This is a genomic window from Pseudomonas sp. BBP2017 (assembly GCF_003024385.1).
Taxonomy (GTDB): domain Bacteria; phylum Pseudomonadota; class Gammaproteobacteria; order Pseudomonadales; family Pseudomonadaceae; genus Aquipseudomonas.
Map to the genome: position 1 here is coordinate 165,135 of NZ_PVZN01000001.1, position 22,307 is coordinate 187,441.

5 protein-coding genes and 3 pseudogenes are annotated in these 22,307 nt (G+C 63.4%); 3 read left to right on the plus strand and 5 right to left on the minus strand.

Annotated elements, in window-relative coordinates:
• Positions 1 to 5: 5 nt before the first annotated feature.
• The 3 genes and pseudogenes from C6382_RS00785 to C6382_RS00795 form a co-directional block, all read left to right on the plus strand.
• The gene (locus C6382_RS00785) at positions 6 to 6,314 is read left to right on the plus strand and encodes an AAA domain-containing protein (protein ID WP_107022665.1); all 6,309 of its coding nucleotides are present in this window, start codon (positions 6 to 8) and stop codon (positions 6,312 to 6,314) included.
• Complete coding sequence (locus C6382_RS00790; protein ID WP_107022666.1) at positions 6,311 to 7,657, plus strand: hypothetical protein; 1,347 nt, start codon at positions 6,311 to 6,313, stop codon at positions 7,655 to 7,657. Before C6382_RS00785 ends, C6382_RS00790 begins: the two co-directional genes overlap by 4 nt.
• Before the next feature lie 311 nt (positions 7,658 to 7,968).
• Positions 7,969 to 8,846, plus strand: a pseudogene (locus C6382_RS00795) (cation:dicarboxylate symporter family transporter); the annotation flags it as partial.
• 310 nt (positions 8,847 to 9,156) lie between these two features.
• Here the strand turns inward: C6382_RS00795 and C6382_RS00800 are convergent.
• From C6382_RS00800 to C6382_RS00820, 5 genes and pseudogenes are all read right to left on the minus strand, one after another.
• Positions 9,157 to 10,000: pseudogene (locus C6382_RS00800) on the minus strand (IS5 family transposase).
• A gap of 150 nt (positions 10,001 to 10,150) precedes the next feature.
• On the minus strand, positions 10,151 to 12,568 hold the full coding sequence (locus C6382_RS00805; protein ID WP_107022667.1) for a hypothetical protein: 2,418 nt from the start codon (positions 12,566 to 12,568) through the stop codon (positions 10,151 to 10,153).
• Positions 12,565 to 15,729: a hypothetical protein gene (locus C6382_RS00810; protein ID WP_107022668.1), complete on the minus strand. Its 3,165-nt coding sequence runs from the start codon at positions 15,727 to 15,729 to the stop codon at positions 12,565 to 12,567. Before C6382_RS00810 ends, C6382_RS00805 begins: the two co-directional genes overlap by 4 nt.
• Positions 15,729 to 20,135 (minus strand): hypothetical protein, encoded by a 4,407-nt coding sequence (locus tag C6382_RS00815; RefSeq protein WP_107022669.1) that lies wholly within the window; start codon positions 20,133 to 20,135, stop codon positions 15,729 to 15,731. Before C6382_RS00815 ends, C6382_RS00810 begins: the two co-directional genes overlap by 1 nt.
• Positions 20,136 to 20,562: 427 nt before the next feature.
• Positions 20,563 to 21,754: pseudogene (locus tag C6382_RS00820) on the minus strand (IS3 family transposase).
• Between the last annotated feature and the right edge of the window lie 553 nt (positions 21,755 to 22,307).

Here is a 22,307-nt window from a genome sequence, read left to right on the forward strand (position 1 = left end):
GCCCAATGATTCGCTATTGCCCAAACTGCAACACCGCACGCCCGGTACAGGAAATGTTCTGCGAGGGCACCGTCGACCAGCACCCGTGCAATTGGGACCTGGCCGGCGAGCCTATCCACGCTGACGGCTGGCGCCCGCAAGTCATCCAGACCGCGGAAAATCTGCCCCCGACAGATACAACTCCGGTCGCGCACGGCATCGCCTGTGAAAACGGGCATGCCATGGACCCCGGCGATCTGATGTGCCTGCAGTGCGACGCCTCACCTGCCCAGTCTGCAACCAACGGTGTCACAGTTGCTCCGCTCGACGATGCGCCCGCAGCCAGCGAAACATTGATCGAAGGCTGGTCACTGATCCGCCAGATCAGCAATACCGACGGCGTCCGCGAGCGCTACCTTGCAATGCAGCAGGAAACCGCTCGCCAAGCGGTGCTCACCCTTTACCGACCAGGCGCAGAGCCGGACCCTGCAGTCTATGACGTGATCCGCCGCTTGCCCCGCGAGCATGTGCCCGAAATCATCGCCACCGGCCGCTGGGATGGCCGTGCATTCGAAGTGGTCGAGGAACTGACCGGCGGCAGCCTGGCCGACTTCGACGGAGTGATCCGTGACGCCCACAGCGTGCGCCATGTGCTGCGCGAGCTGGGCCAGGCACTGCACGCATTCAACGAGGCCGGGTTACGCCACCGCGACCTGCGACCGGCCAGCCTGCTGGTACGCGCCCATGACCCACTGGACCTGGTGATCAGCGGCTTCGGTTCGGCGCGGCTGTCGGAGTTCGACCTGGACATCGTCTCGCCCCTGGAGACCAGCCGCTACATGGCCCCTGAAGCCATCGTCGGCGGTGTGGCGACCGCCTCGGACTGGTGGAGCCTGGGCATGATTCTGCTCGAACAGTTGACTAGAGGTGCCTGCTTCGAAGGCATCCATGCCAATGCCTTCCTCATCCATGTACTGGCCAACGGCGTGCCGATTCCCGAGGACCTCGACCCACAGCTGAATCTGCTGTTGCGCGGTCTGCTGGCACGCGACCGGCACCAGCGCTGGCAATGGCCCGAAGTCGAGGCCTGGCTCGACGGCCGCCCGGTGCAGGCGCCAGCGTCAGCCTTCGCCGAACGCGACGACGGCGAAGGTGCCACCTTGCAACTGGGCGAGTCGCACTATCACAAGCCGGCGGTATTCGCGCTCGCCGCCGCGCACGCTGAACACTGGCAGCAGGCACTCGACCACCTGCTGCGCGGCGTCATCGTCACGTGGGCCGAGCAGCTCGGCCTTCCCCCCTCATTGCTCGCCGGCCTGCGCCAAGTGGTGCAGCATGAGGGGCTGGAGGACGATTTCCGTTTGATGCTCGCGCTGAAACTGCTCAACCCGGAAATCCCACTGATCCACCGCGGTGATATCGTCACCCCAGGCTGGTTGCTTGAACATCCGCTGGAAGGCTACCGACTGATCAGTGGCTCGGTGCCCGACCTGCTAGAGCAACTGCAGACCGACAACTGGCTTTCTCGCCTCAAACTGCGCGCCGAGCAGGTTCGCCAGCGCGCCCTGCACCAGCAGATCGAACTGGTGGGGGAGACCTTGCGGGTGTACCTGCTGTCGACCTCGCGGGCAAAGCTGACCAGCGAATGGCAGGCGCGCCAACGCCTGCTGCCGGATACCGAGCACCCCGGCCTGCTGGCTTTGGCGGACCGACGGATCATCGCCGAAGAAGACCTGATCGTGCTGCTCAGCGCTTCGATCGGCCAATTCCGTTCGGTGGATGCGATCATCGAAGACGCGGCTGAGCTGGCCAGTAGCGTCGAAGTCGGCTGGTTCGACAGCGAAGCTGCCTCAGCGCTGCTGCAGCACCCGCGCCAGGACCTTTACCACGGCGTCGATGAGCGCATACGCGGGTTTGCCCGCTGCGGCGTCGCAGCGGTAGATGCATGGGCCGAGCAGTTCCGCCTTGAACGGCGCATGCCCTTGGCCAAGGCGTTGGTGTTGCTGGCCATTCCGGCAAGCCAGTGGCTTGAGCCGCAAAAGCAGCAGTATGTGTCACAGATCCTCGAATTCTTCGAGAAGAAGGTGGTAACCGCAGTAATGCGCGGGCCGTTGGTGCGCATGAGCATCGGCAAGACCACCGCCCGAGTCGATCTCAGCGAACTGCATAGCGAGCGCCACCCGGCCGCCGCCCTGCTCGACCACCTGCTGCTGCGCAACGAACGGGCCGTGAACCTGGACCCGGAGTGCTTCCAGGCCATGCCACAGATTGCCTCGCGCCTGCACGCGCTGCACCGGCAGAGCGCCTTGTACAAACGCGACACCGGCATCGACGGGCTGTACCTGGGCTTCCCGTTCCTGCTCAGTCGCGACCCACGCGGCACCACTCGCACACGCATCATTCCGTTGTTGCTGTGGCCGGTGAAGCTGCTGCTGGAAGTGGGCAGCCGCGGCCTTGCGGCCCTGGCCTTCGACAACGAACGCGAAGAGGTGCGCCTGAACCCCGCGCTGGAAAGCGTACTTGGCGCCGACGCATGCAAGCGCTGGCGCAAGACGGCCGACGAGTTGCTTGGCCGCTCCTCAATCCGCGCCAGCGATGTGATGGATGCGTTCGGCATGCTTGCAACCGCGCGCTCGCGCAGCATCGTCGGACTACCGCCCAGCAGCGTGGAAGTCGTGCCTTACCAGGACGAACTGGCATGCGCCGGCGTGTTGTTCCACGTCACCTTCATGGGCCAGGCCATCGGTGAGGATCTGCGCCAACTGAAGTCGCTCTCGCCTGCCGGCAGCGGGCTCGAGACCGCACTGCGGCTCAGGGCCGACGAGCAAGCCGAGGCCGTGGCCCCGCCGGCTGAACTGCAGCGCTATTTCACCGTCGCCAGCGACCCCTCCCAAGAGGCGGCGGTGCTACAGGCGCGCCAAGGCCCGGGCCTGCTGGTCGAGGGGCCACCGGGCACCGGCAAGAGCCAAACCATCGTCAACATGGTCGCCGATGCCATTGGCCGCCAGCGCAGCTTGCTCATCGTCTGCCAGAAGCACGCGGCGCTGGAAGTGGTGTACAAGCGCCTGGTGGCCGAAGGGCTGGGCCAGCGTATCGTCATGCTCAACGACGTCAACCGCGACCGCGAACCGATCATCCGCAGCATTCGCGAACAGCTGGAAACCCTGTTCATCGGTGGTGACGAAGGCCAGAGCCTGCTCCGCCAGCGCGAACAAGTGGCGGCGCGCATCGAGACACTCGAGGGCGAGCTGGACCGTTTCCACCTGAGCCTTCACCGCCCGGACCCGGCCACCGGTTTGAGCTACCGGCGCCTACTGGGCGAACTGATCGCCCTCGAAGACGGGCCGGCACCGCTCGAGTTTCCGGCGTTGCGCCAGCGCCTGGCCGTGCTTGACGTTGCCAGCCTGACACGGCTGGAAGAAAACTGCGCGCCGCTGATACGCCTGTGGCTGCCCGCCCGCTACGAAGGCAGCCCCTTGGCGCAGTTGCAGCCGTTCGCCACGGACCGCTCTACCCTGCTGGCCTTTACCGACAGTCTGCAGGCCTTCAGCCAGGCTGAGCTACAGCGCCAGGCGATCCTGCAAGCTCACCCGGCCAGCTTCGAGATCGACGACCCTGCGCCGTACCGGGCATGGATGTCCACCCATGTGGCGGCCTTGCTCGATCTGAGTCAGCAACAGCGGCTGCGCCTGGCCCGCTGGCTACCACTGTTCCGCAGCAAGGACGGCGAACAGCTGCCGCGTGGCGAATCGATGCTGAACGAGCTGCGGCAACTGCAACAGCAGCTCGAGCAACTGCCCGAAAGCGATTACCTGCCAGCGCTGTCGCCCGCTTTGAGCCTGGTCGATAGCAAGCTGCTGCGCAGCCTGGAAAGCGATTGCGCCAAGATCATGGCCGCTCGCTCCTGGCTGGCGCGCATAAACCCGTTGCACCTGATCAGGCGCAAGCGCCTGCACGACTTCCTCGAAGCTCAGGGTGACGCCCGTAAGGATCAAGCCCTGCCAGGGCTGCGCGCGGCCATCGACCTGGAACAGCAATGGCGCCCCTTGCGCGCCGAACTTGCTGCACTTAACCAGGCCCTGGCCCTGGATAGCGTCGCCCCGCAGGCAGGCCTGGAGCTGGCTGCCTTGGTCAAGTCTGATATCCGCCAGCTCGTCGAGATCCAGGCTTTGGCGCAAGCGCTGGCGCAGTCGCCCCGCGCACGCCAGACAGACGACGCCGTGCTTACCGGCGACAAACAACACCTGGAAGCGCTGCTTGGCGATCTGGATGCCTCGCTGCTGCGCCAAGGCGTGCGCCAATCCAGCCTTGACCAGCTCAAGCTGCTAAACGACTGGCTCGGCAACGAACTGGCTCAACAGCTGCGGCATGCCGTGGAACATAACCTGAGTAACGAACTGGCCCTCGGCCGCCTGCACGACACCTTGCCCTACCTGGCGGCTTACCAGGGCTTCCGCGCCCGCGCCGGACAGCTCACCGAGGCTGACTTGGACCTGCTGGCCCTGCTGCGCCAGCGCCAGGCGCAACTCGACGCGTTGCCCGCAGAGCAGCTCGACGCCGCCGTGCGCCGCCTGCTCAACCGCGAAGCGCGGCTGGGCTGGAAGCACCGCATCGAACAGGCCAATCCGGAGCTGCTGTTCAGCCAGGAAGAGGCCCAAGCCAAGGTCGCCAGCTTGGCTCAAGCCGATAAGCGGATGCGTGAGCTCAACCGCCAACTGCTGGCCACAGGCATCGACCCGACGCGCCTGGGCAGCCGCAAGCAGTGGGAGGATGTGACCCGGCTGACCGGCAAGCGCTCGCGCCGGCTACGTGAATTCCTCGAACTGGGTGCTCCGCTGGGCCTGATGACATTGCGTCCGGTATGGCTGATGAACCCGGACGTGGCCAGCCGGGTGCTGCCACTGAAGAACGGCCTGTTCGACACGGTAATCTACGACGAGGCATCACAAATGCCGGTGGAGTTTGCCCTGCCGACCCTGTTCCGCGGCCAGGTTACCGTGGTCAGCGGCGACGAGAAGCAGATGCCGCCGACCGCGTTTTTCTCCAGCCGGGTAGAAAGCGATGAGGCCGAACTGTTCGATGGCGACGAACCGGACGAGGACGCCGACGAAGAACAACGCGAGGCTTTCGAGGACACTTGGAACCGCCGCGAGATCAAGGACTGCCCGGACCTGCTGCAACTGGCGCGCAACGCCCTGCCCAGCACCACCCTGCAGATCCACTACCGCTCCGCCTACCGCGAACTGATCGGTTTCTCCAATGCCTCGTTCTATGGCAACCGCCTGAACGTTCCGGTACGCCACCCCCAGGCGAGCATTCGTCAGCTCAAGCCGCTGGAATTGATCCAGGTCGAGGGCCTGTACCAGAACCAGAGTAACGCTGCCGAAGCCGAGCATGTCCTGCAGCACCTGGAGGCGCTCTGGCAGCTCCCTTACGCGCAGCGCCCGTCAGTGGGCGTGGTGACCTTCAACCGCAAGCAGGCCGAGCTGATCGAGGAGCATCTGGAAGCTCGCGCCACCGAAAACGAAGCCTTCCGCGCCGCGTACGCCCAGGAGCGCGAACGCAGCGAGGACGGTGAAGACATGTCGGTATTCGTCAAGAACGTCGAGAACGTGCAGGGTGACGAGCGCGACGTGATCGTGTTTTCCTCCACCTTCGGTCGCAACAGCCAGGGCACCTTCCGCCGCCACTTCGGGGTGCTTGGCCAGACCGGTGGCGAACGCCGTCTGAACGTGGCGGTGACCCGTGCTCGGCGCAAGGTTGTGATGATCACCTCGATGCCCATCGCCGACATTTCGGACATGCTCAACACCCAACGCGCCCCCGCCAGCCCACGCGACTACCTGCAAGGTTATCTGGAATACGCACGAGCGCTGTGTGCCGGCGAATTCGACTACAGTGGCAAGCTGCTGGGTCGCCTGCAAACCGACCGCAGCACGCAAGTGCATGGGCACGACCAGGGCAGCGACGGCTTCGCCAGAATCGTTGGCGCGTTTATCGCGTCCCTGGGCTGGAATGCTGCGCCAGCCAGCGAAGGCGACGCGTTTGGCCTGGACTTCGCCATCGCAAGCCCGGAGACCGGCACCTATGCCATCGGCATCGAGTGCGACGCGCCCAGCCACGCCCTGCTCCAGCGCGCCCGGGCCCGGGAAATCTGGCGACCCTCGGTACTGCGCCGGGCGATCCCGCAGATCCACCGCGTCTCGTCCCAGGCCTGGTACCACGACGGCGACAATGAGCGAGCCCGCTTGCGCGCAGCCATCGAGGGCGCCATGCAAGCCGGGCAGCCGGCGCAGCCAGCGGCCGTATCCAATGACAAGGAGACCTGCCAATGAGTGGCCCGAAGGTGGTGCGCATCGTCACCCGTGAAGAAATCATCGCCATTTGCGAAGGCCATCTGCGCCGCCTTGATCAGGCTGTGGCCCGTTGGGAAGCCCAGGCCGAAAAGCTTGGCCAGCTGAACGAGCAGGAGCGCGCGGCCACCCGAGCACGGCAAGGGCGGTTGCGCGCCTTGCTCACCGAGGACCAGCTCCAAGCGTTGCAGAAAGCCGTCCCCATCGAGATCGAGCACTTGCAGCGCGACCAGCTGGCCCGCGAGGAACGCGCTGTTCGGCAAGCGACCGAGCAGCGCCAGCATCAACGCCGCATGCAGGAAAATGCAGCGCTTCTGCTCAAGGCGCTGGTCAGCCGCACCGACACCGCCCCGCAGGTGGTGCAAGCCCTGACACAACTGGCCAATGGCGCCCAACTGGAGAATGCCGAGCAGCTGCTTGCTCAAGGCTTCGCTCAATTGAGCAGCAGCAATGAACTGCAAACATTAGGCGAGCAGCAACACGCACTGGCTCAGCGGCTCAAGGATGATGCCCCGTCGCCCGACCTCACCACGTGGCTGGCCGAGCGAGCACAAACGACCCGCGACCCACGCCTGCTGCAGATCGATCGGCATATCGCCGAACTGCACCTGTTGCAAGGCGCAGCCTGTGCGGCGCCTTTCGTGCAAGCCTTGGCCCGGGCAGAAGCACAGCCCCGGTCGCAACAACGAAACTTGCTGCTCGACAGCCTGATGATCGAGCTGGCCGACAATAGTCACGACTTCCAGCTAATTCGCGATTCGCTCGCCAAGCTCCACGACCTGGCAAACGAAGTGCGAACCCACTTGGATACTGGGAACGAGGCGTTGCTCGAGCAGGTCAGCCAGTGCACGGCCAGTACCTCGCAAGCAATAGTGAGCGAGCTGAGGAGCCGCTGCGAGGCAATTCTCGCAACCCATGTGCAAGCGCAAGCCGCCCTCGCCCGTCGCCAAGCCATGCTCCAGGGCCTGGCGGAACTTGGCTACGAAGTGCGCGAAGGCATGACCACCGCCTGGGCCGACTCGGGCAAGATAGTGCTGCGCAAGTCGGCCACGCCAGGCTACGGCGTGGAGCTGGGCGGCAAGGCCGAGAACGGCCGCATGCAGGTGCGTGCGGTGGCATTGAGCCGAGATCGCGACACGCAACGCGAGAAGGATATCGAGACCATCTGGTGCAACGAGTTCGGGCGTCTGCAAGCGATGCTTCAAGGTAATGGAGGCGAACTGCTGATCGAGCGAGCGATGGGGGTGGGAGAGACGCCACTTAAAGAAGTGCTTGTCGCTGAAGACGAAGACATGGCAGCTGCTACACAGCTACGGACGAAGTAATTTGGCGGCGCCTATTCCGGCAGCAAACGGGCAACGTTGCCTGAAGGCGGGAGAAGCCGATCGGCACGAGCCCAAAGACATGCCGCAATGAATCGATAGCTGCCGTTCGTGACAAACGGCCCTGTATCGGCGCCCCCCGCCTTGCTTCCGGCCATCCCGCCATGGAGGTACACTGAATTCCAGTATGCGCCACCTCGATAGCTGTCAAAAATCGCCATTCTCGATCGCGCATCCTGCTGGGGGTATCGCGGGTTTTTCTGGGGGTACATTCTCGCTTCTTGAGACCAGAAATTCCGCTCTAGAGGCCTGTCCAAATGCTCTTCGGCATCATCCCCGACAATATCGTCAACGCCATGGCCCAGGGTAGCCTGCTATCGGTGCTGTTCTTTGCGGTGATGTTCGGCCTGGGTGTCGGGCAACTGCCCGAAGCGCGCAAGGCGCCGCTGCTAGCCGTGCTGCGTGCAGTATCGGACGCCATGTTCCGGGTCACCTCGATGATCATGGCGTATTCGCCCATCGGCGTGTTCGGCATGATCGCGGTGAATGTCGCCAACTTCGGCTTCAGTTCGCTGCTGCCGCTGGGCATGCTGATCCTGGTCAGCTACGTCGTCATCGCGCTGTTCACCTTCATCATACTGGGCAGCATTGCCCGCCTGGCGGGTATCAGTCTGTTCGGCTTGATGCGGCACATTCGTGAAGAGTTGCTGCTGGCATTCTCCAGTGCCAGTTCGGCCGCAGTGATGCCGCTGTGACGAAGAAACTCGAAAGCTATGGCGTTCCGCCATCGTTGGTGAGCTTCGTGGCACCGGTGGGTTACTCGTTCAACCTAGACGGCGCATCCCTGTTCCTGGGCATCGGCACTCTGTTCGTGGCGCAACTCTATGGCATCGAGCTATCGCTGACCGACCAGGCGCTACTGGTGGTGACCATGGTCCTGACCTCGAAAGGTGCAGCAGGTGTACCGGGTTTCATGTTCATGATTCTCTCTGCGACCCTGGCCAGCGCAGGGCTGCCACTGGAAGGTATCGCCTTCATCGCGGATGTGTATCGGCTAATGGAAATGCCTACCACAGCATTGAATGTGCTGGGCAATGCATTGGCGCCCTTGGTGATCGCACGCTGGGAGGAGCGTTGCGAACAGGTGAGCGGCTCGGAAAGCGAACCGGCAAGGCATCCGATGCGGCGCTGAAAAGGTAACCAAGAGCCGGTAAGTCCATGGCGGGTCGATTGCTGACCCGTCGTATGACCTCTGAATTGAACCTATTCTCGTTGCGAACATCTCCTCACAGCCGGCTTACCACAGGAATTCTGCGACTGGATCAGGGCCGATTCAAGCGGCCAGTTGTATGGCATCACTCTGCGCACCGAAACCGTCTCACCCATCGCCATGGCATGCCGACCGTCATGTGTGCCTTTGTCGAATGCCGCCATGCAACTACGTAGAAAATCCTCGAGGACTTGTAGCTCAAAGCTGTCATATCCCGACCTTCACCAGAGCCCTAGGCTCTGTACGAAAAGATATGTCGCAAACATCGCATGGAGCAAGCCAGTGAGACCATAGCGGCATAGCTTTTCGCGAGTTTGTCAAAGCGTGTCACGATGCAGCGGTTCTCTTTTAGCCAGCCAAACATGCGCTCGATGATGTTGCGCTGTCGGTATTTGGGCCGATCAAACAGTCTGGGTAAGCCGGGCTTGGGTTTGCGTTTAATTGAGCGCAGCGGGATGACGGGTTGCATTCGATATTGGTCGCAGTACCGGCGAAGCGCTTCGGCGTCGTAGCCTTTGTCGGCAAGCAGCCATTTGCAGCGCTTCGTTGGCTTGATGGAATGCTGACGTCGTCCAGCAGTGGCTGGGCGTAGCTAATGTCACTGGCTTGACCGCCAGAGCGGAGAAAACGCAGCGGTGTCCCGTTAGCGTCACAGAGCATGTGGATCTTGGTTGTCAGGCCACCGCGACTGCGGCCTAGAGCGTGATCGGCAGGCTCGTCAGGCCCCCTTTTTTCCCGGCGCCAGGAAAGGCTCGGGTTGCGCGTACAGCAGTTGAGTCGATCATCCAGGTTTGCAAGTCGATCAAGCCTTGCTCATTCAATCTCAGGTGCAAGCGTTTGAGCATTTGATCGAATGTCCCCTGGTTTCGCCAACCCCGAAAGCGTTGATACATCATCGACCACGGGCCGAAGCGCTCGGGCATATCTCGCCACGCGGCACCTGAGCAAAGCACCTAGAGCACGCCATCAAGCATCAGCCGGTCGCTCAGGCGGGGGCGCCCCCGGCCATGGGTTTCGGTGAAGAGATCGGCAACCACAATCCAGGCCTCATCCGAGAGTTCGTATCGCTTCGCCATCACAGAGTTCCTTTCCGTAGATGGCGGGGAACCCTACAGAATTTCAGCTTCCGAGGGGCGCCGATTCAGTTTCTCGGGATTTCGTACAGAGCCTAGCACTGTCGGGAACGTCCGACTAACTAACGCGCGCAACTCGAGGGGCCATAGGGGTTACGGACCCGGGTCCGGCCCGAGCAGCACGAACGATCCATGGGCCGAGTCGAGCGTGGTGAGCGCTCGGTCGATCTCATGGCCGCGGGACTCCTTCGGGTCATTCCACCAAGGCTGTTGGATCATCTTGTCGAAATCCCCCTCTAGGCGGTAGTCAACCTTCTGTGACTCCGTCTTGAGAGCGTCGACCAAAGCTAGCTGCCAAGCGTCTCGCTTCGCCGGATCGGCAACCTTTGCTGCCGCTGCGTAAGCCCTGACTATATGATCATCGGCTGTTCGCAAGAGCTGATCGCCGACCTTTTTGGTCTCGACTATATGGTTCGGCCACTTGACATGCCAGCGCATCAAGATTGCGACCGCAAGTTCAGACGTGAATACGCTGCTCAATGTCGGTGCCGCCATCTCCTTTTTGTGCAACGCCGTCAGGCGTTTTGACGGGAAGGATACCGTCATCAATTGGTGGAGGCGTCGAAGCGCCATTGTCCATGTCGGCGGACCGATCAGCTGATCCCGCCGCCCGATATCAACCCAGCGATAGAAATTGCGCCAGGATGGAACGGTATTGAGTACGTCGTCGAGCGTCATTTGCCGGCTCTCACCTAGATCGTCGATCAGTCCGAGGCGCCATTTGAAAGCGCCATTCGAGTTTTCACGCACAGCCCTAAGAGCTTGCGTCTCCGTCGACAGAAAGGGGCGGAAACCCTGGCGCGCGAGAACATCGACACCGGGGGAGGCACCTCGTTTATCGAGATAGAAAAGATAGGCGGACAGAGCGCCGAACTCGGTGGCATTAGCCGCGTTGTCCTTTGCTTTCGCCATGGACCAGTGGCACGGACCGTAGGAGATGCCGGCATCGTCGAGGGCGTTGATCTGATCGAGATGCCCCAAGCATTCGATCTCCGATACCGCCCGGATCACTCGGAATGTCGATGCCGCCGGATAGAGGGGGTCATTGCGCTTGGCAGCAGCGAGCTTCGACTCATCGAGTCCAATCCGGCCGGGCCGAAATTCGGCAAAGAAAACATGGCGTGCGGGCGTAGGTCTCAGCGACGCCGGCCCTCCCGTTTTAAATTCATCATAGGGGCCATAATAACCGATCAGTTCGAGGCCGTTTTCGTCGAGCCCCACCCCCGGGCGCAAGCGGGTGAAGTCCGCGGCGAACATCCTCAGCTTGTTGTCCTCGGTCTCTTTACGCCGCCACAGATCCGCATGGTCGGCGGCCTTACCGTTGGGCACTTCGAGCTTGGCATCGCTCAAGCCGCTGTAGGCCGCTATGATCAGAGGCGACCTTTGTCCGAGCCTCGCCCATTCGCGGATCAGCCGGCGCGTCTCCTGATTAGCCCGCCCGCTGATCGGCCCCTTATAGTGCGCCCCATTCGCCACCGCGACAAGGTCGCGAAAGTCGCGCTCGGCTAATTGATCCACCGACGCCTCCGGATCCTTGGCTTTCGCGACCACGCGCGCCGATGCGGCGATTTGGAACTCCCGCACGACTGCCTCGATGGGCATATTGCCACCGAGGTCGCCGAACCCCATCGCCATCAGCACCGCGCGCAGCCGTGCGTGCCAGCCCTTGCTGTCGTCCTCTCCCTCGAAGATCCGGTCGACGAGCGAGTCTTTGGCCGCCTCGAGCACCTCCTTGCCGATATGCCGAATAAAGGGGAGAGCCGGAACGATCTCAACATTCTTGTCACGCATCTTGTCACGTAGCGTGGGCAGATCCTTGCTGGCATCGCGCAGCCAACCGAACGCGATCCCTACCGCGAAACTTTTGTCAGTGCCGATGACGAGTTCCGGCATTGCCAGCTTGGCCGCATCATCGTTGAGCGACGTGCCGTAGAGCAGATTGGGCCCGACCGCACCGCTAAGGAATGCGTGCAGTGCAAGTGCTTCCCAGCGCGAATCGGTCGGCGGCACCTGCTCGCCGTCGGCAGACGTTACCGGTCGACGATACAGGCCATTGTTGCGGCCCAGCAGGGTATCGGCTAGAAAATTCGGGCCGAGTTTCACCGGCCCGTAAGCCGCCCAGATCGGCGCGACCCCGATTGCGGGGAGGGTGCCGCACTTCTTCATATCCTCGAGATGCGCTCCCGAGCGGATCCGGATATAGAGCTTGCCGGTGAGAGCGCAGGCCTTGAGCCCAGCCGACGTCACACTCCCCTGGGCATCGACGTCGATCGCCTCGGGCGAGGGCACCGGGTCGTCGGCCAGGAACTGCAGGGCGCCGGGAAAGACCGGTCGCAACATTAGCGATCGCTTGTTGTCCGGCTGCCAGGTCCCCTTGATGACGAGTGCTTCCTCCGGCCAGCCGGCCAGCGTACTTCCATCGGCGACCACCGGTGTGTCGATATCGCCACGGTCGCCGGGCGCGATCGGCAGGCGGAACAAGAATGGCCCGAAGCCGGGACTCTTGGTCATGGCTCGGCTCTCCGCACGGAAACTGGCCCGCAGCGCGGCCGCGCGTCATGGCCGATCGCGGTAAGATCAAACAGCCAGACTGTGTCGGCGGGGAGACGGTCCGGCACAACGTAGGTTTCTGCTTCGCCCGGAAGCGTAACCCGCACCACCCGCCAATCGCCTTCTTCCCAGCGCCTTACCTCGATCGCCTGATAACGGTCGCGCTTGGTCCAGCGGAGCGTTACGACACCCGTGTCGGAAACATTCGCCCGCAGATATTCGGGCGGGCGCAGATCGCCTTCGGCACATGCCCGCATCGGGTCGGAGGGGGCGCCCATGATCCGGCGAATCGCGCGGCCGCGCGGATCGTCCGGATCGAGGGCATGACGGACTGCGGTCACCCGATAATCCTGCCAGAAACCCGGCGCCCGATCCTGGAGCGTCACAGTGTAACGACCCGCTCCGACCGGCGCGACAGATCCCGGCACCAGCTCGCTGACCACGGTCCAGTCCTCGTCGCGGACCTGTCCCTGAAGGACTGGCCGCGCCTCGATCCGGAAGCCTATCCCTTCAACCGGACCGGGCTGGGTCCAACTGCAGATCACGGCTCGCTCACGGCCTGGATCGGGGCGGGCGCCGAGCGGCACCGGTTGCGGTGCGATCCGGACATCGGGCACCCAGACCAGCGCCACGATCAGCCAGTCGCCGGCCATCCCGCTGGCCGAGACGCCGCGCACCCGGTAGACCGCGCGGGTCGGCGCGCGGCCCGGCAGCAGATCCTCAAAACGCGGATATATAGCGGCGTCGCTGATACGTTCGAACGCCGCCCCCTGTCTGGCGGCCTCGTCGAGCAAGGTCTCGTCGGCGCTCTGCGGAGTCAGTCCCAACGCCGGCTCGATAGCGCGCTCGATCTCATAGCGCATCGCCCCCGCCATTTCCGGCCAGCTGATCCGTGCCCGCGCCGTCTCGGCATATTCGGCCGCGTCATGCGCCCAAATCCGCGGCACCCACGGGATCCGGACTGTCGCCGGCGCGGCTATCAGCCGGGCCGGAGCGCTCGCCTGGCGCGGATTGCCCTCTTTGCCATGGCAATCGACTGCCCGCACCTCGAGCTGGACACGACCGGAGACAAACCCCTCGGGCGGGTCGAGCGCTAGTGCCGTACTGTGGGCCGGCAGCCAAAGGGCGGGCGATGCGTCGAGCCAGGCGGCGAACTCGGCGGCGCTGAGCTTATCCATCGCCTCAAGCATCGCCTTCGAAGCCGGACCCGCACCGTCCGGCAGCGCGAGCACGAAAGCCGCACCATTCTGGCTCGGTTCAGCCCGGAAGTTGAGACCCGGCAGATGCAGATAAACCACGCCGTTCTCGGGCGGGATTAGGCTGTCGGTCACACCCCCCGTGCCCGGATTGACGGTGCGATGATAGAGAGAGACGGTCAGCGGCGCGGCGGTCCTGACCTCGACATGCGCGGCAACCGCCGGCGTGCGTACGTCCTCGGCAATTACATTCCGCACCGGGGTCGAGATCCCGATCCGTGCCTGGGCATCACCCGCGAGCGGATCCCGGCCGGCCGAGCGGCGGACGATGAGGGTAGAGTCGCCCGGGGCGGCCAGGATCGCGAACGCCACCCCGCCCTGGACCAGCGTGCCGCCGATCAGCAGCTCAAGTTCAACCTTGGGAATTTCTCGGCCGTCGTCGGTTACTCGGATCTGCGCCTGGACGATATTCAGGTCGTCGCGCAGCGGCGGTGGGCCATCGGGCGGCGCGAGCAGTGGTGCGATCACCAGCGGATGATAGCAGTCGCATTGCCATAGCTGACGGATCTGGAAGAGAGCCGCATCGGGGGCGACCAGCTCCTGTTCGGCCCCCCAGTCAAGATGGACAAGGGCGGTGTCCCCGCTGGCCTTAAAAACTACGATCTCGGTGTCGAACCGGACTAGCGGCGGGGGCGGTGCCGCAGGATCGCGCATCTCGATTGTCGCTTCATCCGACCAGGGGCCATCGAAGCCCAGCAAGTCGCGCCCGCTGATCCGATAGCTGTGCCAGCCATCATAAGGCGGCTCGCCCAACGGGATTTCGCGGCTGTCGAGGAAGCTATTATCCCCCTGCTCTATGATCCTCTCGCCGAGATGGACGCTGACGAAATTGGCCACACCGGGCGCGGGCGGGACATCCTCCTGCGCATGGCCGGCGCCAAAGCTGTGCCGCTCGATCGCCCAGCTCACCGCCAGCGAAGACAGCTGCGGTATCACTTCGCGCTCGCACGGTGCGTCCTCGCCCGGACCAACCCATTCAATCAGTGCGGTCGGGGTCGCGACCGAGCGGACTGGCGTCATGGCGACTGCGGTCCGCTCGACCAGGAGCGGGTCCGGGCCCGCCGCCATCACCGGCTGCCAGGCCGCGCCCGCAAAAAAGCGGCCGAACGCGGGGTAGAGGACGAACTCCGGCGCAGCCGGTGTGAGCGTCGGTGCCGCGGGCGGCGGCGGGGAAGCGGCATCGATCGGAGCAGCCTCGCAATCCCAATTCGCTGGCCGACCACGATAGTCTGCCGCAACCCTATAGCGTAGGGACCTGGCCGGCGCATGCAGCGGCCGATCCTCTACGCCAAGACCTAGGAAACGCGCCACCCCGAACTCGGTCGCGAGCGCCAGCAGCAAGATCGGCGCATGGCGCTGATAATGCATGATCACATCATGATAGGTCCGCTGCTGGTCGGGGGTGCCGCCCCTCATCGCCAACAGATCGTCCATGCTCGGCGGCGCGCCGCGCCAATGCTTCAGATCGAGGCCCTCATCGCTCGCATGCGACTGGCCGGCGATCCTGGCCATTTCCTTCAACTCGCGGTCAAGCGCCGCCGGGTCGGCATCCGGCAAAGCGAAGACTAGCGCCGGGCGCAGCGCGAGCGCCTCGACTAGCGAGGGGAGCGGCGGTCCCGAAACCTCGGTGCCACGCGCGGTCCAATCGGCCTCCAGCTGCTGCGGGTCGATATCCCATTGCCCCTGCGCCCTCTCTACCCCACCCGGCAGCTGTCCAATTCCGGCGATGACGCTGCTCTGGCCATCGAGCTCACGGGTCACCTCGAAGCCCCCGCGTGGCCAGTACTCCTCGGCGAAGCTCCATCGCACCGCCACCAGCTCGGCCGTGCGGTGGCGCGCAATGATGTCGAGCGGACGCAGCAGCATCAGAACAACCCTCCCAGCGGAACCCGCCACCTGCACTGGGCAGTTTGCGGCGTGCCGCCAATCGTGCGCCGGGTCTCGCTCGGCGCGTGTTCGACATCGTACGACCAGTTGAGCACCACTTCGACCACATCATCCGGCCCCTTGAGCGCGATCGGCGTCGGCAACTCTGCGATGATCCGCGTCCGGTCGAGATTGGGGTGGCCCTCCGCCACTTGCCCCCCGATTGTGATCACGAGACGCTTGCTGCTGTCGTCGAGCGGCTCGGGTGCCTCGATCAGAACAAAGGCCAGACTGTTGCCCTGGCGAACCGGTGTCATCCGCGCCGCCTCGGCGAGCGTCACGACCGGTGCATCAAACGACCGGAGCAGACCGTCGAAATCCTTGGTCACCGCCGGCTGCAACTGCGCCAGCCCCAGTGCTGGTATCCTTGCCGGGGCATCCGCCATCTCTCGGAAATCATGGTAGCGCGAGGTGGTGAACTTCCAGCTGTGCAACGCCGCCATGTCCGGCTGATATTCATCATCGACGGCGACGATCTCGGCGGCATAAGGGGTGAGCGGCTTCAGCTTCAGGTCCTTGAGCCGGATCTGCAGCACGGTGGGGCCTTTGGAGGGTGGCACCAGCCCGCCCTCGCAGGCGCTGGCCCCCGCCCGTGCGCGGCCCCACCAGCGCTCGACCGGGCTCTTCTCGATCTCGCCGTCGACCCAGGCGACCGGCAGCAGCACCTCGCTGCCATCGGGCGCGGTGACGAGCTGGCCATTGGCGTCGCGCAAGCGGACCGCAAGCCGGCGCTTGTCGAGCCGGTAGAGCGCATCGAGATAGACATCTTTAAACCGGACGAGCAGGTCATAATCACGATAGGCGGGACGTTCGCCATCGCTCGGATAGACGGCGGCCACCGCTTTATCGAGCGCGCCAGTCCAGTCGGGCGCACGTAGTGCGGTGAAGCTATAGGTCCGGGTGCGTTGCTGCTGGGCGGCCCCGTGAACAGCGTCGTCGCGCAGGACATGGCCCGATGTCACGACGCGGAGTTCATAGTGTCGCCCCGGCCGCAGCAGCCATTTGTCGGCATCGCGTGTCCATTGCTCGGCGCCACTGCTGCCATGGCGCTCGGCAGGCTGGTTGCGGCCGTCATCGGCGACCAGCTCGATCCAGCAGATCCGGGTCAGGAGCATGCCACTCTGGCCGAGTCTCACGGCGTCCGGAAAACTGGCCGAAAAGGAGGAGCTACCCCTTTTGCCGGGCGGCTGACCCGGCTGATAGGCGGTATGACGAAGGAAGAACCCGGTGATCCCTTCCGGCGGATAGATGTAGAACAGGTCGTCGCTCTGCATGCCGACACCATAGCGATTGTCGAGCGGCTCGGTCGGATCAGCCCAGCGTATCCATTCGTACCGCCAGCCATGCGGCAAGACCCCGAAGCCGGGCTCGAGACCCGCCAGGCTGACCGAGCGCCGTTTGGTCGTCCTGCGCGGGCTGCAATCGGATGGCGGTACCTTCTCGACCCCGCCGCCGCTGAGCGACCCATCCTCGCCGAAGCGCCGTGACGATAGCAGCCGCAGCTGGGTGTTGGGCGGTCGCGGCGTTTCGGGGCCGTTCTTCCCCTCACGGGCGAGCACCGACTGCTGAAAGGTGCCGAAGATCTCGACTGCTTTGCCATCCTCCAAATCCAGGAGCTGGAGGCCGCTCAGCGTCCATCGCTGCTTCCAGCGGCTGTCCTTACCAATCAGCTCGGGGCGCGGCACTGCCGGCTCGTTGAGGTCGACCGCTGCGCCGCCCGCAGGAATAACGAGGTCGACCAGCATCGGCTTACCGAACTCGAGCGCCAGTTCGCTGTGCGGATGGACCGCGCCGAGTGGGATGGCATTCTCCTGATCGCCCACATGGCCTACTCGGCCGTCATCCATCACCCCGGGCGATAGCGTGCGTGGGTTCCAGTGCCGCGGCACCGCAGTGAGACCTTCCATCAGCGCGGGCAGTTCGGGCGGCTTCTCGTCACGCCAGGAAAAGCTGAACTGGAGGCAAAGGCGGACCGGGCTCCATTTTGGCCCGAACTTGATGCAGGCCTTGATCGGGATCACCACCGTCTTGGGTCGGGCGATACTGACCTGCGGGTCGTACTCGTAGCTGAAACCGAGCGTAACCCCGGCACCGGTCAGTCGCACGTGTGCTGCCACATGTAGCGTTCCCTCGAACTGCGCGGGCCGCCAGCTCAGGGTCGCATCGCCGCCAATTTCGCCGACGAGTTCGACATAGACGCCGGCAGCACCTGCCTTGAGCTCAAAGCGCGAGCGGACGCCGGTCCGCGCCGATCGAACTGACCCGAGCAGAAAATAAAAATCGCCGTCGACCAGCCACGAGCCGACCTTAATCGCGCGCGCATAGACCGGATCGCCCTGATCGGGCGGGAGGCCGAGCCACACCTCCCAGTCGAGCGGCTTGTCGAAGTGGAACTTGCCGCCGCCCTCGCCGCCGGCCTCGAATAAGGGCGGGCTCTTCCACTCGGCGCCGAAATCGAGCCGAATCAATTTCTCGGCCGGGATCACCGCCAACACCGCGCTTAGAACGCCCTCGCTGCTGTCGGCCATCGACGGCCGCTCCTGCATCAGCTCGGCGGTCGCAGTGATCAGCAGCACGAAATCCGGAATGGTGAGAAGCAGCGCGCCGCGCGCCGAGAACATCCAGCCATCGTCGGAGGTGCCGATCACGACGCCGAGGCCGAGCGCATGATCGCCCTTGCTGGTCTTCCATTTGCCGAGGTCGGCGAAACCAGGCTTGATGTTGCGGCTTGGATCGCCCTTGAACGCTTCATAATAGCGCTTCGGACCCGTGCCCTCGAGCTTGATCGCCTTGTTGTAGGCGAGCAGTCCCGAGATAGCATAAAGCGAGAGACCCGTCGTACCGATCGGAATGCCGCCCGGCACAAGATCGGTCTCGGCCGCCAGGAACAGGTTCGTCACCCGCTCGCTGTCCACATCCTCGGATGCCGCCTCGAACACCACATCCATGCGTATGTCGATCGCCTGGATGTCGAGATGTCCTGAGCCGCTCAGCGCTCGTCGAGCGAAGTCCCAGGCGAGCTTCACATTGACCGCGAAGGCGCCCGGCGTGCTGAAGGTCAGACCGATTCCGTTGAATCGTATCTTGGGAACGCCCTTGGGCGGCTTCCAGACGACCAGCCCCTCGACCGACGCCCCCGCTGGAATACCCTGCAAAATCTCAATGCCCGCCGAAAGGCTGAGTTCGAGGCCACCTTTCTCCGGCCGCCCGAGACTGAAGGCGGTAACCGTCAGCCGCAGGAAGTTCCACTGGGCGACAAAGGGCTGCGTCGTCGCGATGCTGGCGCCGCGGCTCCAGCGCAGATCGCCCTTGGAGCTGATCCCGATCTCATCGAACGCGAAGCTCGGCCAGCTGCCCTCGACACCCTCAATCTCAGGGGTGAGCTCACCCGACAACCACAAGGTGCCGTCCTTCTCACCGTCACCCTGTTCGAGCCGGATCGTATCGACCGTGAGCGCGAACATCTGGGCGACATGCATATCGATGATCGGCTCGTCGTCGCTAAGCGACGCCACCACGCCCTTGGGACCCAGCGAGAAGTCAACATCGACCCAGCCATCCGCGCGGCCGTCGTCCAGAAATGCCCCCAGATCGAGCCGCCCGCCAATCTCGACCCCGACCAGCTGGCCACGGCGCAATTCGATTCCGGCGCGGCTTAGCTCGCAGTCGAAATCGTAGATCGAGAAATCGATCGGCGTGCCATCGGCCAAGCGGAACAGGCCGCTCGGCCCATAACGTCCGAAAGCGAGTTTCTCGGCCTCGAGAGTCAGCTTGTCCTGTCCGCGCGCAAACATCGGAAGAGTTAGGCTCGCCTTTCGGACGCTGAACAGATCCTCGCCCTGGTCGGCAAGCGCGATCCCCGTCAGTTCAATCTCGGCCTCAGTGCCGGCGATACGCGCCTTTTCAAGGTCGGCCTCGGTGAAACTTTCGAAATGGAAACCGTCGCGGTCGAAGCGCAGCCAGCAGGTCGACCGGATCACCGCGCCCTTGGCCGGATCGTCGGCTTTGGCCAATATCGAAGGATCGAACCGGAGAGTGACGCCGATCTGCTCGATTGTCAGCGACGGCTCGGGACCACAGACCAATGTGCCGTGCGCCGCCTGCCACGGATCGAACGACAGGGCGAACTGGCCCAGGCCCGGCAGGCTGAGTTCGCCCAACCCATCGAGATAAAATTCAGCATCCAGGGTAAAACCATCAGGCCCAAGATCGGTCCAGGCATTGGCGACCATGATCTCGTCGAAAACCTCGTCCGCGACGTCATGGAGGAAGTCGGAAAGGATGACCTGACTGCGATCGACAAAATCGGTGAGAGGATAGAGCAACCGCGCAGGCTCGATAGCCATCGTCAATTCTCCGCCCCAGTTATCCGGCCATCAATTAATAAAGCAGCGCCGCCCGGCAAAGGCACAATCGTGTCGTTCCTTATAATTCTTGTCGAGCAGTGCGACCTACAGCCTTGAAGATGTGGCGAACGATTATATCTTTATCTAAGACACTCCCACCGCTGAACGCAAGTCTCGCCCTCCTCTGCTATTTGCAGCCCATGCAAATTCATTTCATAGTCTCGACGACTTCTCCACCAGCCTCTGTCACTGGATGGAATGCTAAGCTCGTCGCGGACGATAGTCGGACCCGCCAGCGAGCTCGGGCACGCTGGTGAAGGACTGGTGCCTCGATAGCCGCTCGGCCTTCAGCAGGCGGTACCTCAGGCGATGGTGGTACGCGTCTTGTCATGGACTTGCCCCTATCAAACCGGACACCGACACCCCGTTAGGTTGATGCCTCAGCCAAGCGTCTGAATTCCCGAGGTGCGCGGTATTTCAGTGCACTGTGCGGATGTTCCTCGTTGTAATGCTCGAAGGCGATGGTCAGGTTGCGCAGGGCCATCGCTCGATCGGGCGTGGGCATGTGGCGGATGTAGTCGCGCTTCATTGTCTTCACGAAGCTCTCCGCCATGCCGTTGCTCTGCGGGCTGAACACCGGGGCTGTCAGGGGCAGCAAGCCAATCTGCCGGGCAAAGGCTCGAGTCTGTTCGGCCTATAGGCCGAGCCGTTGTCGCTCAGCCATTGCACTGACGACGCCGGTAGCTCACCACCGAAGCATTGCTCGATGGCTTCCAGCATCACGTCGCGGACATCGTCACCACTGTAGCCGTTTGGGCTGGCCACCCAGCTGATGGCCTCGCGGTCGCAGCAGTCCAGAGCGAAAGTCACGCGCAGCTTTTCGCCATCCTCACAGCGGAACTCGAAGCCATCCGAGCACCAGCGGGTGTTGCTCATATCCACCGCGACACGACCCTCGTGACGCCGCGCCACGCCCGGCTGTTTGCGCCGGCGCTCAACAGAGCGTGGTCACGCATGACGCGGTAAACCCGCTTCACGTTAACCGGTGGCAGAGCCTGCTGCTCATGCTGCCGACGCAACAGACCCCAGACCCGACGATAGCCATAGCTGGGCAACACGCTGACTGCCTGCTTGATCTGCTCGACCAGGGCCGCATCGTTGAGCGTTCGGCGCCAACGGGGTTGCAGCCCTTGCGCGGGTTGTTTGAGTCGAGCCGTCAATTGCGAGCGCGCCACACCGAGACTCTCACTGACCGATTTCACTGGTCGTCCCCGGCAACAAGGGTGAGTGCGCAATCCATTTTCGCGAGCGGGCGATCTCCACCGCTTCCTTGAGGATCTCGGCCTCCATGGTCTTCTTCCCGAGCATCCGTTGCAGTTCGCGGATCTGCTTGAGGGCATCGGCCAACTCGGAAGCGGGCACCACCGCCTCACCAGCACTGACCGCCGACAGGCTGCCGTCCTGGTAGAGCTTGCGCCAGTGGAACAATTGGTTGGGATGATACCGTTGCCCCGGGCCACCACCGAGACGCTTTGCCCAGGCTCCAGGCTTTCGCGCACCATGGCCAGTTTCTCCTCGACGCTCCAGCAGCGACACCGCTCCTGGCCGAGCACTTCGATGGTTTTGTCTTTGCTGGTAGTCATAAACACAGTCGTTTGCCTATCCCTTATGGTAAGGGGGAAACGGTGTCCTGTGTTTCGAGGGGGTCATTCATGTCATGGCCAGCAGGCACTGTCGGCGATTAGCGGCCAGCGCCTGCTTCACCGCACAGACGGCCTTTTCCAAATAGTCGCGCAGCTTGTGGTAGGTATTCGATGTGCTTAGAGCCGTATCACACATTCAGGCCCCTTAGCAGCCACGGTTAATGGTATCGGCTTCACCTGCGCTCTCGGGTGAAGCCCACACAAGGCTCGCGTCAACCTTGGACAAATGAACAAGAGCATTGCGCTCAAAGGGTCAGACGCGCCCGTTCGTGACAAACGGCCCCATATGGGCACAGTCCCGGGGACTTCTGGTCACCCCGCCATCGATATACACTGAAGCCCAAAGTGCACCACTCCGAAAGCTGTCAGAAATCTCCATTCCCGATCGCGCATCCTGCCGGGGGTATCGACGGGTATTTCTGGGGGTACATTCATGCTTTTGCTAACCAGAAATACCGCTTTAGAGACA

Coding starts and splice junctions, on each gene's coding strand:
- C6382_RS00815 (WP_107022669.1), bottom strand. CDS start 20,135: ATGGCTATCGAGCCTGCGCGGTTGCTCTATCCTCTCACCGATTTTGTC.
- C6382_RS00790 (WP_107022666.1), top strand. CDS start 6,311: ATGAGTGGCCCGAAGGTGGTGCGCATCGTCACCCGTGAAGAAATCATC.
- C6382_RS00810 (WP_107022668.1), bottom strand. CDS start 15,729: ATGCTGCTGCGTCCGCTCGACATCATTGCGCGCCACCGCACGGCCGAG.
- C6382_RS00785 (WP_107022665.1), top strand. CDS start 6: ATGATTCGCTATTGCCCAAACTGCAACACCGCACGCCCGGTACAGGAA.
- C6382_RS00805 (WP_107022667.1), bottom strand. CDS start 12,568: ATGACCAAGAGTCCCGGCTTCGGGCCATTCTTGTTCCGCCTGCCGATC.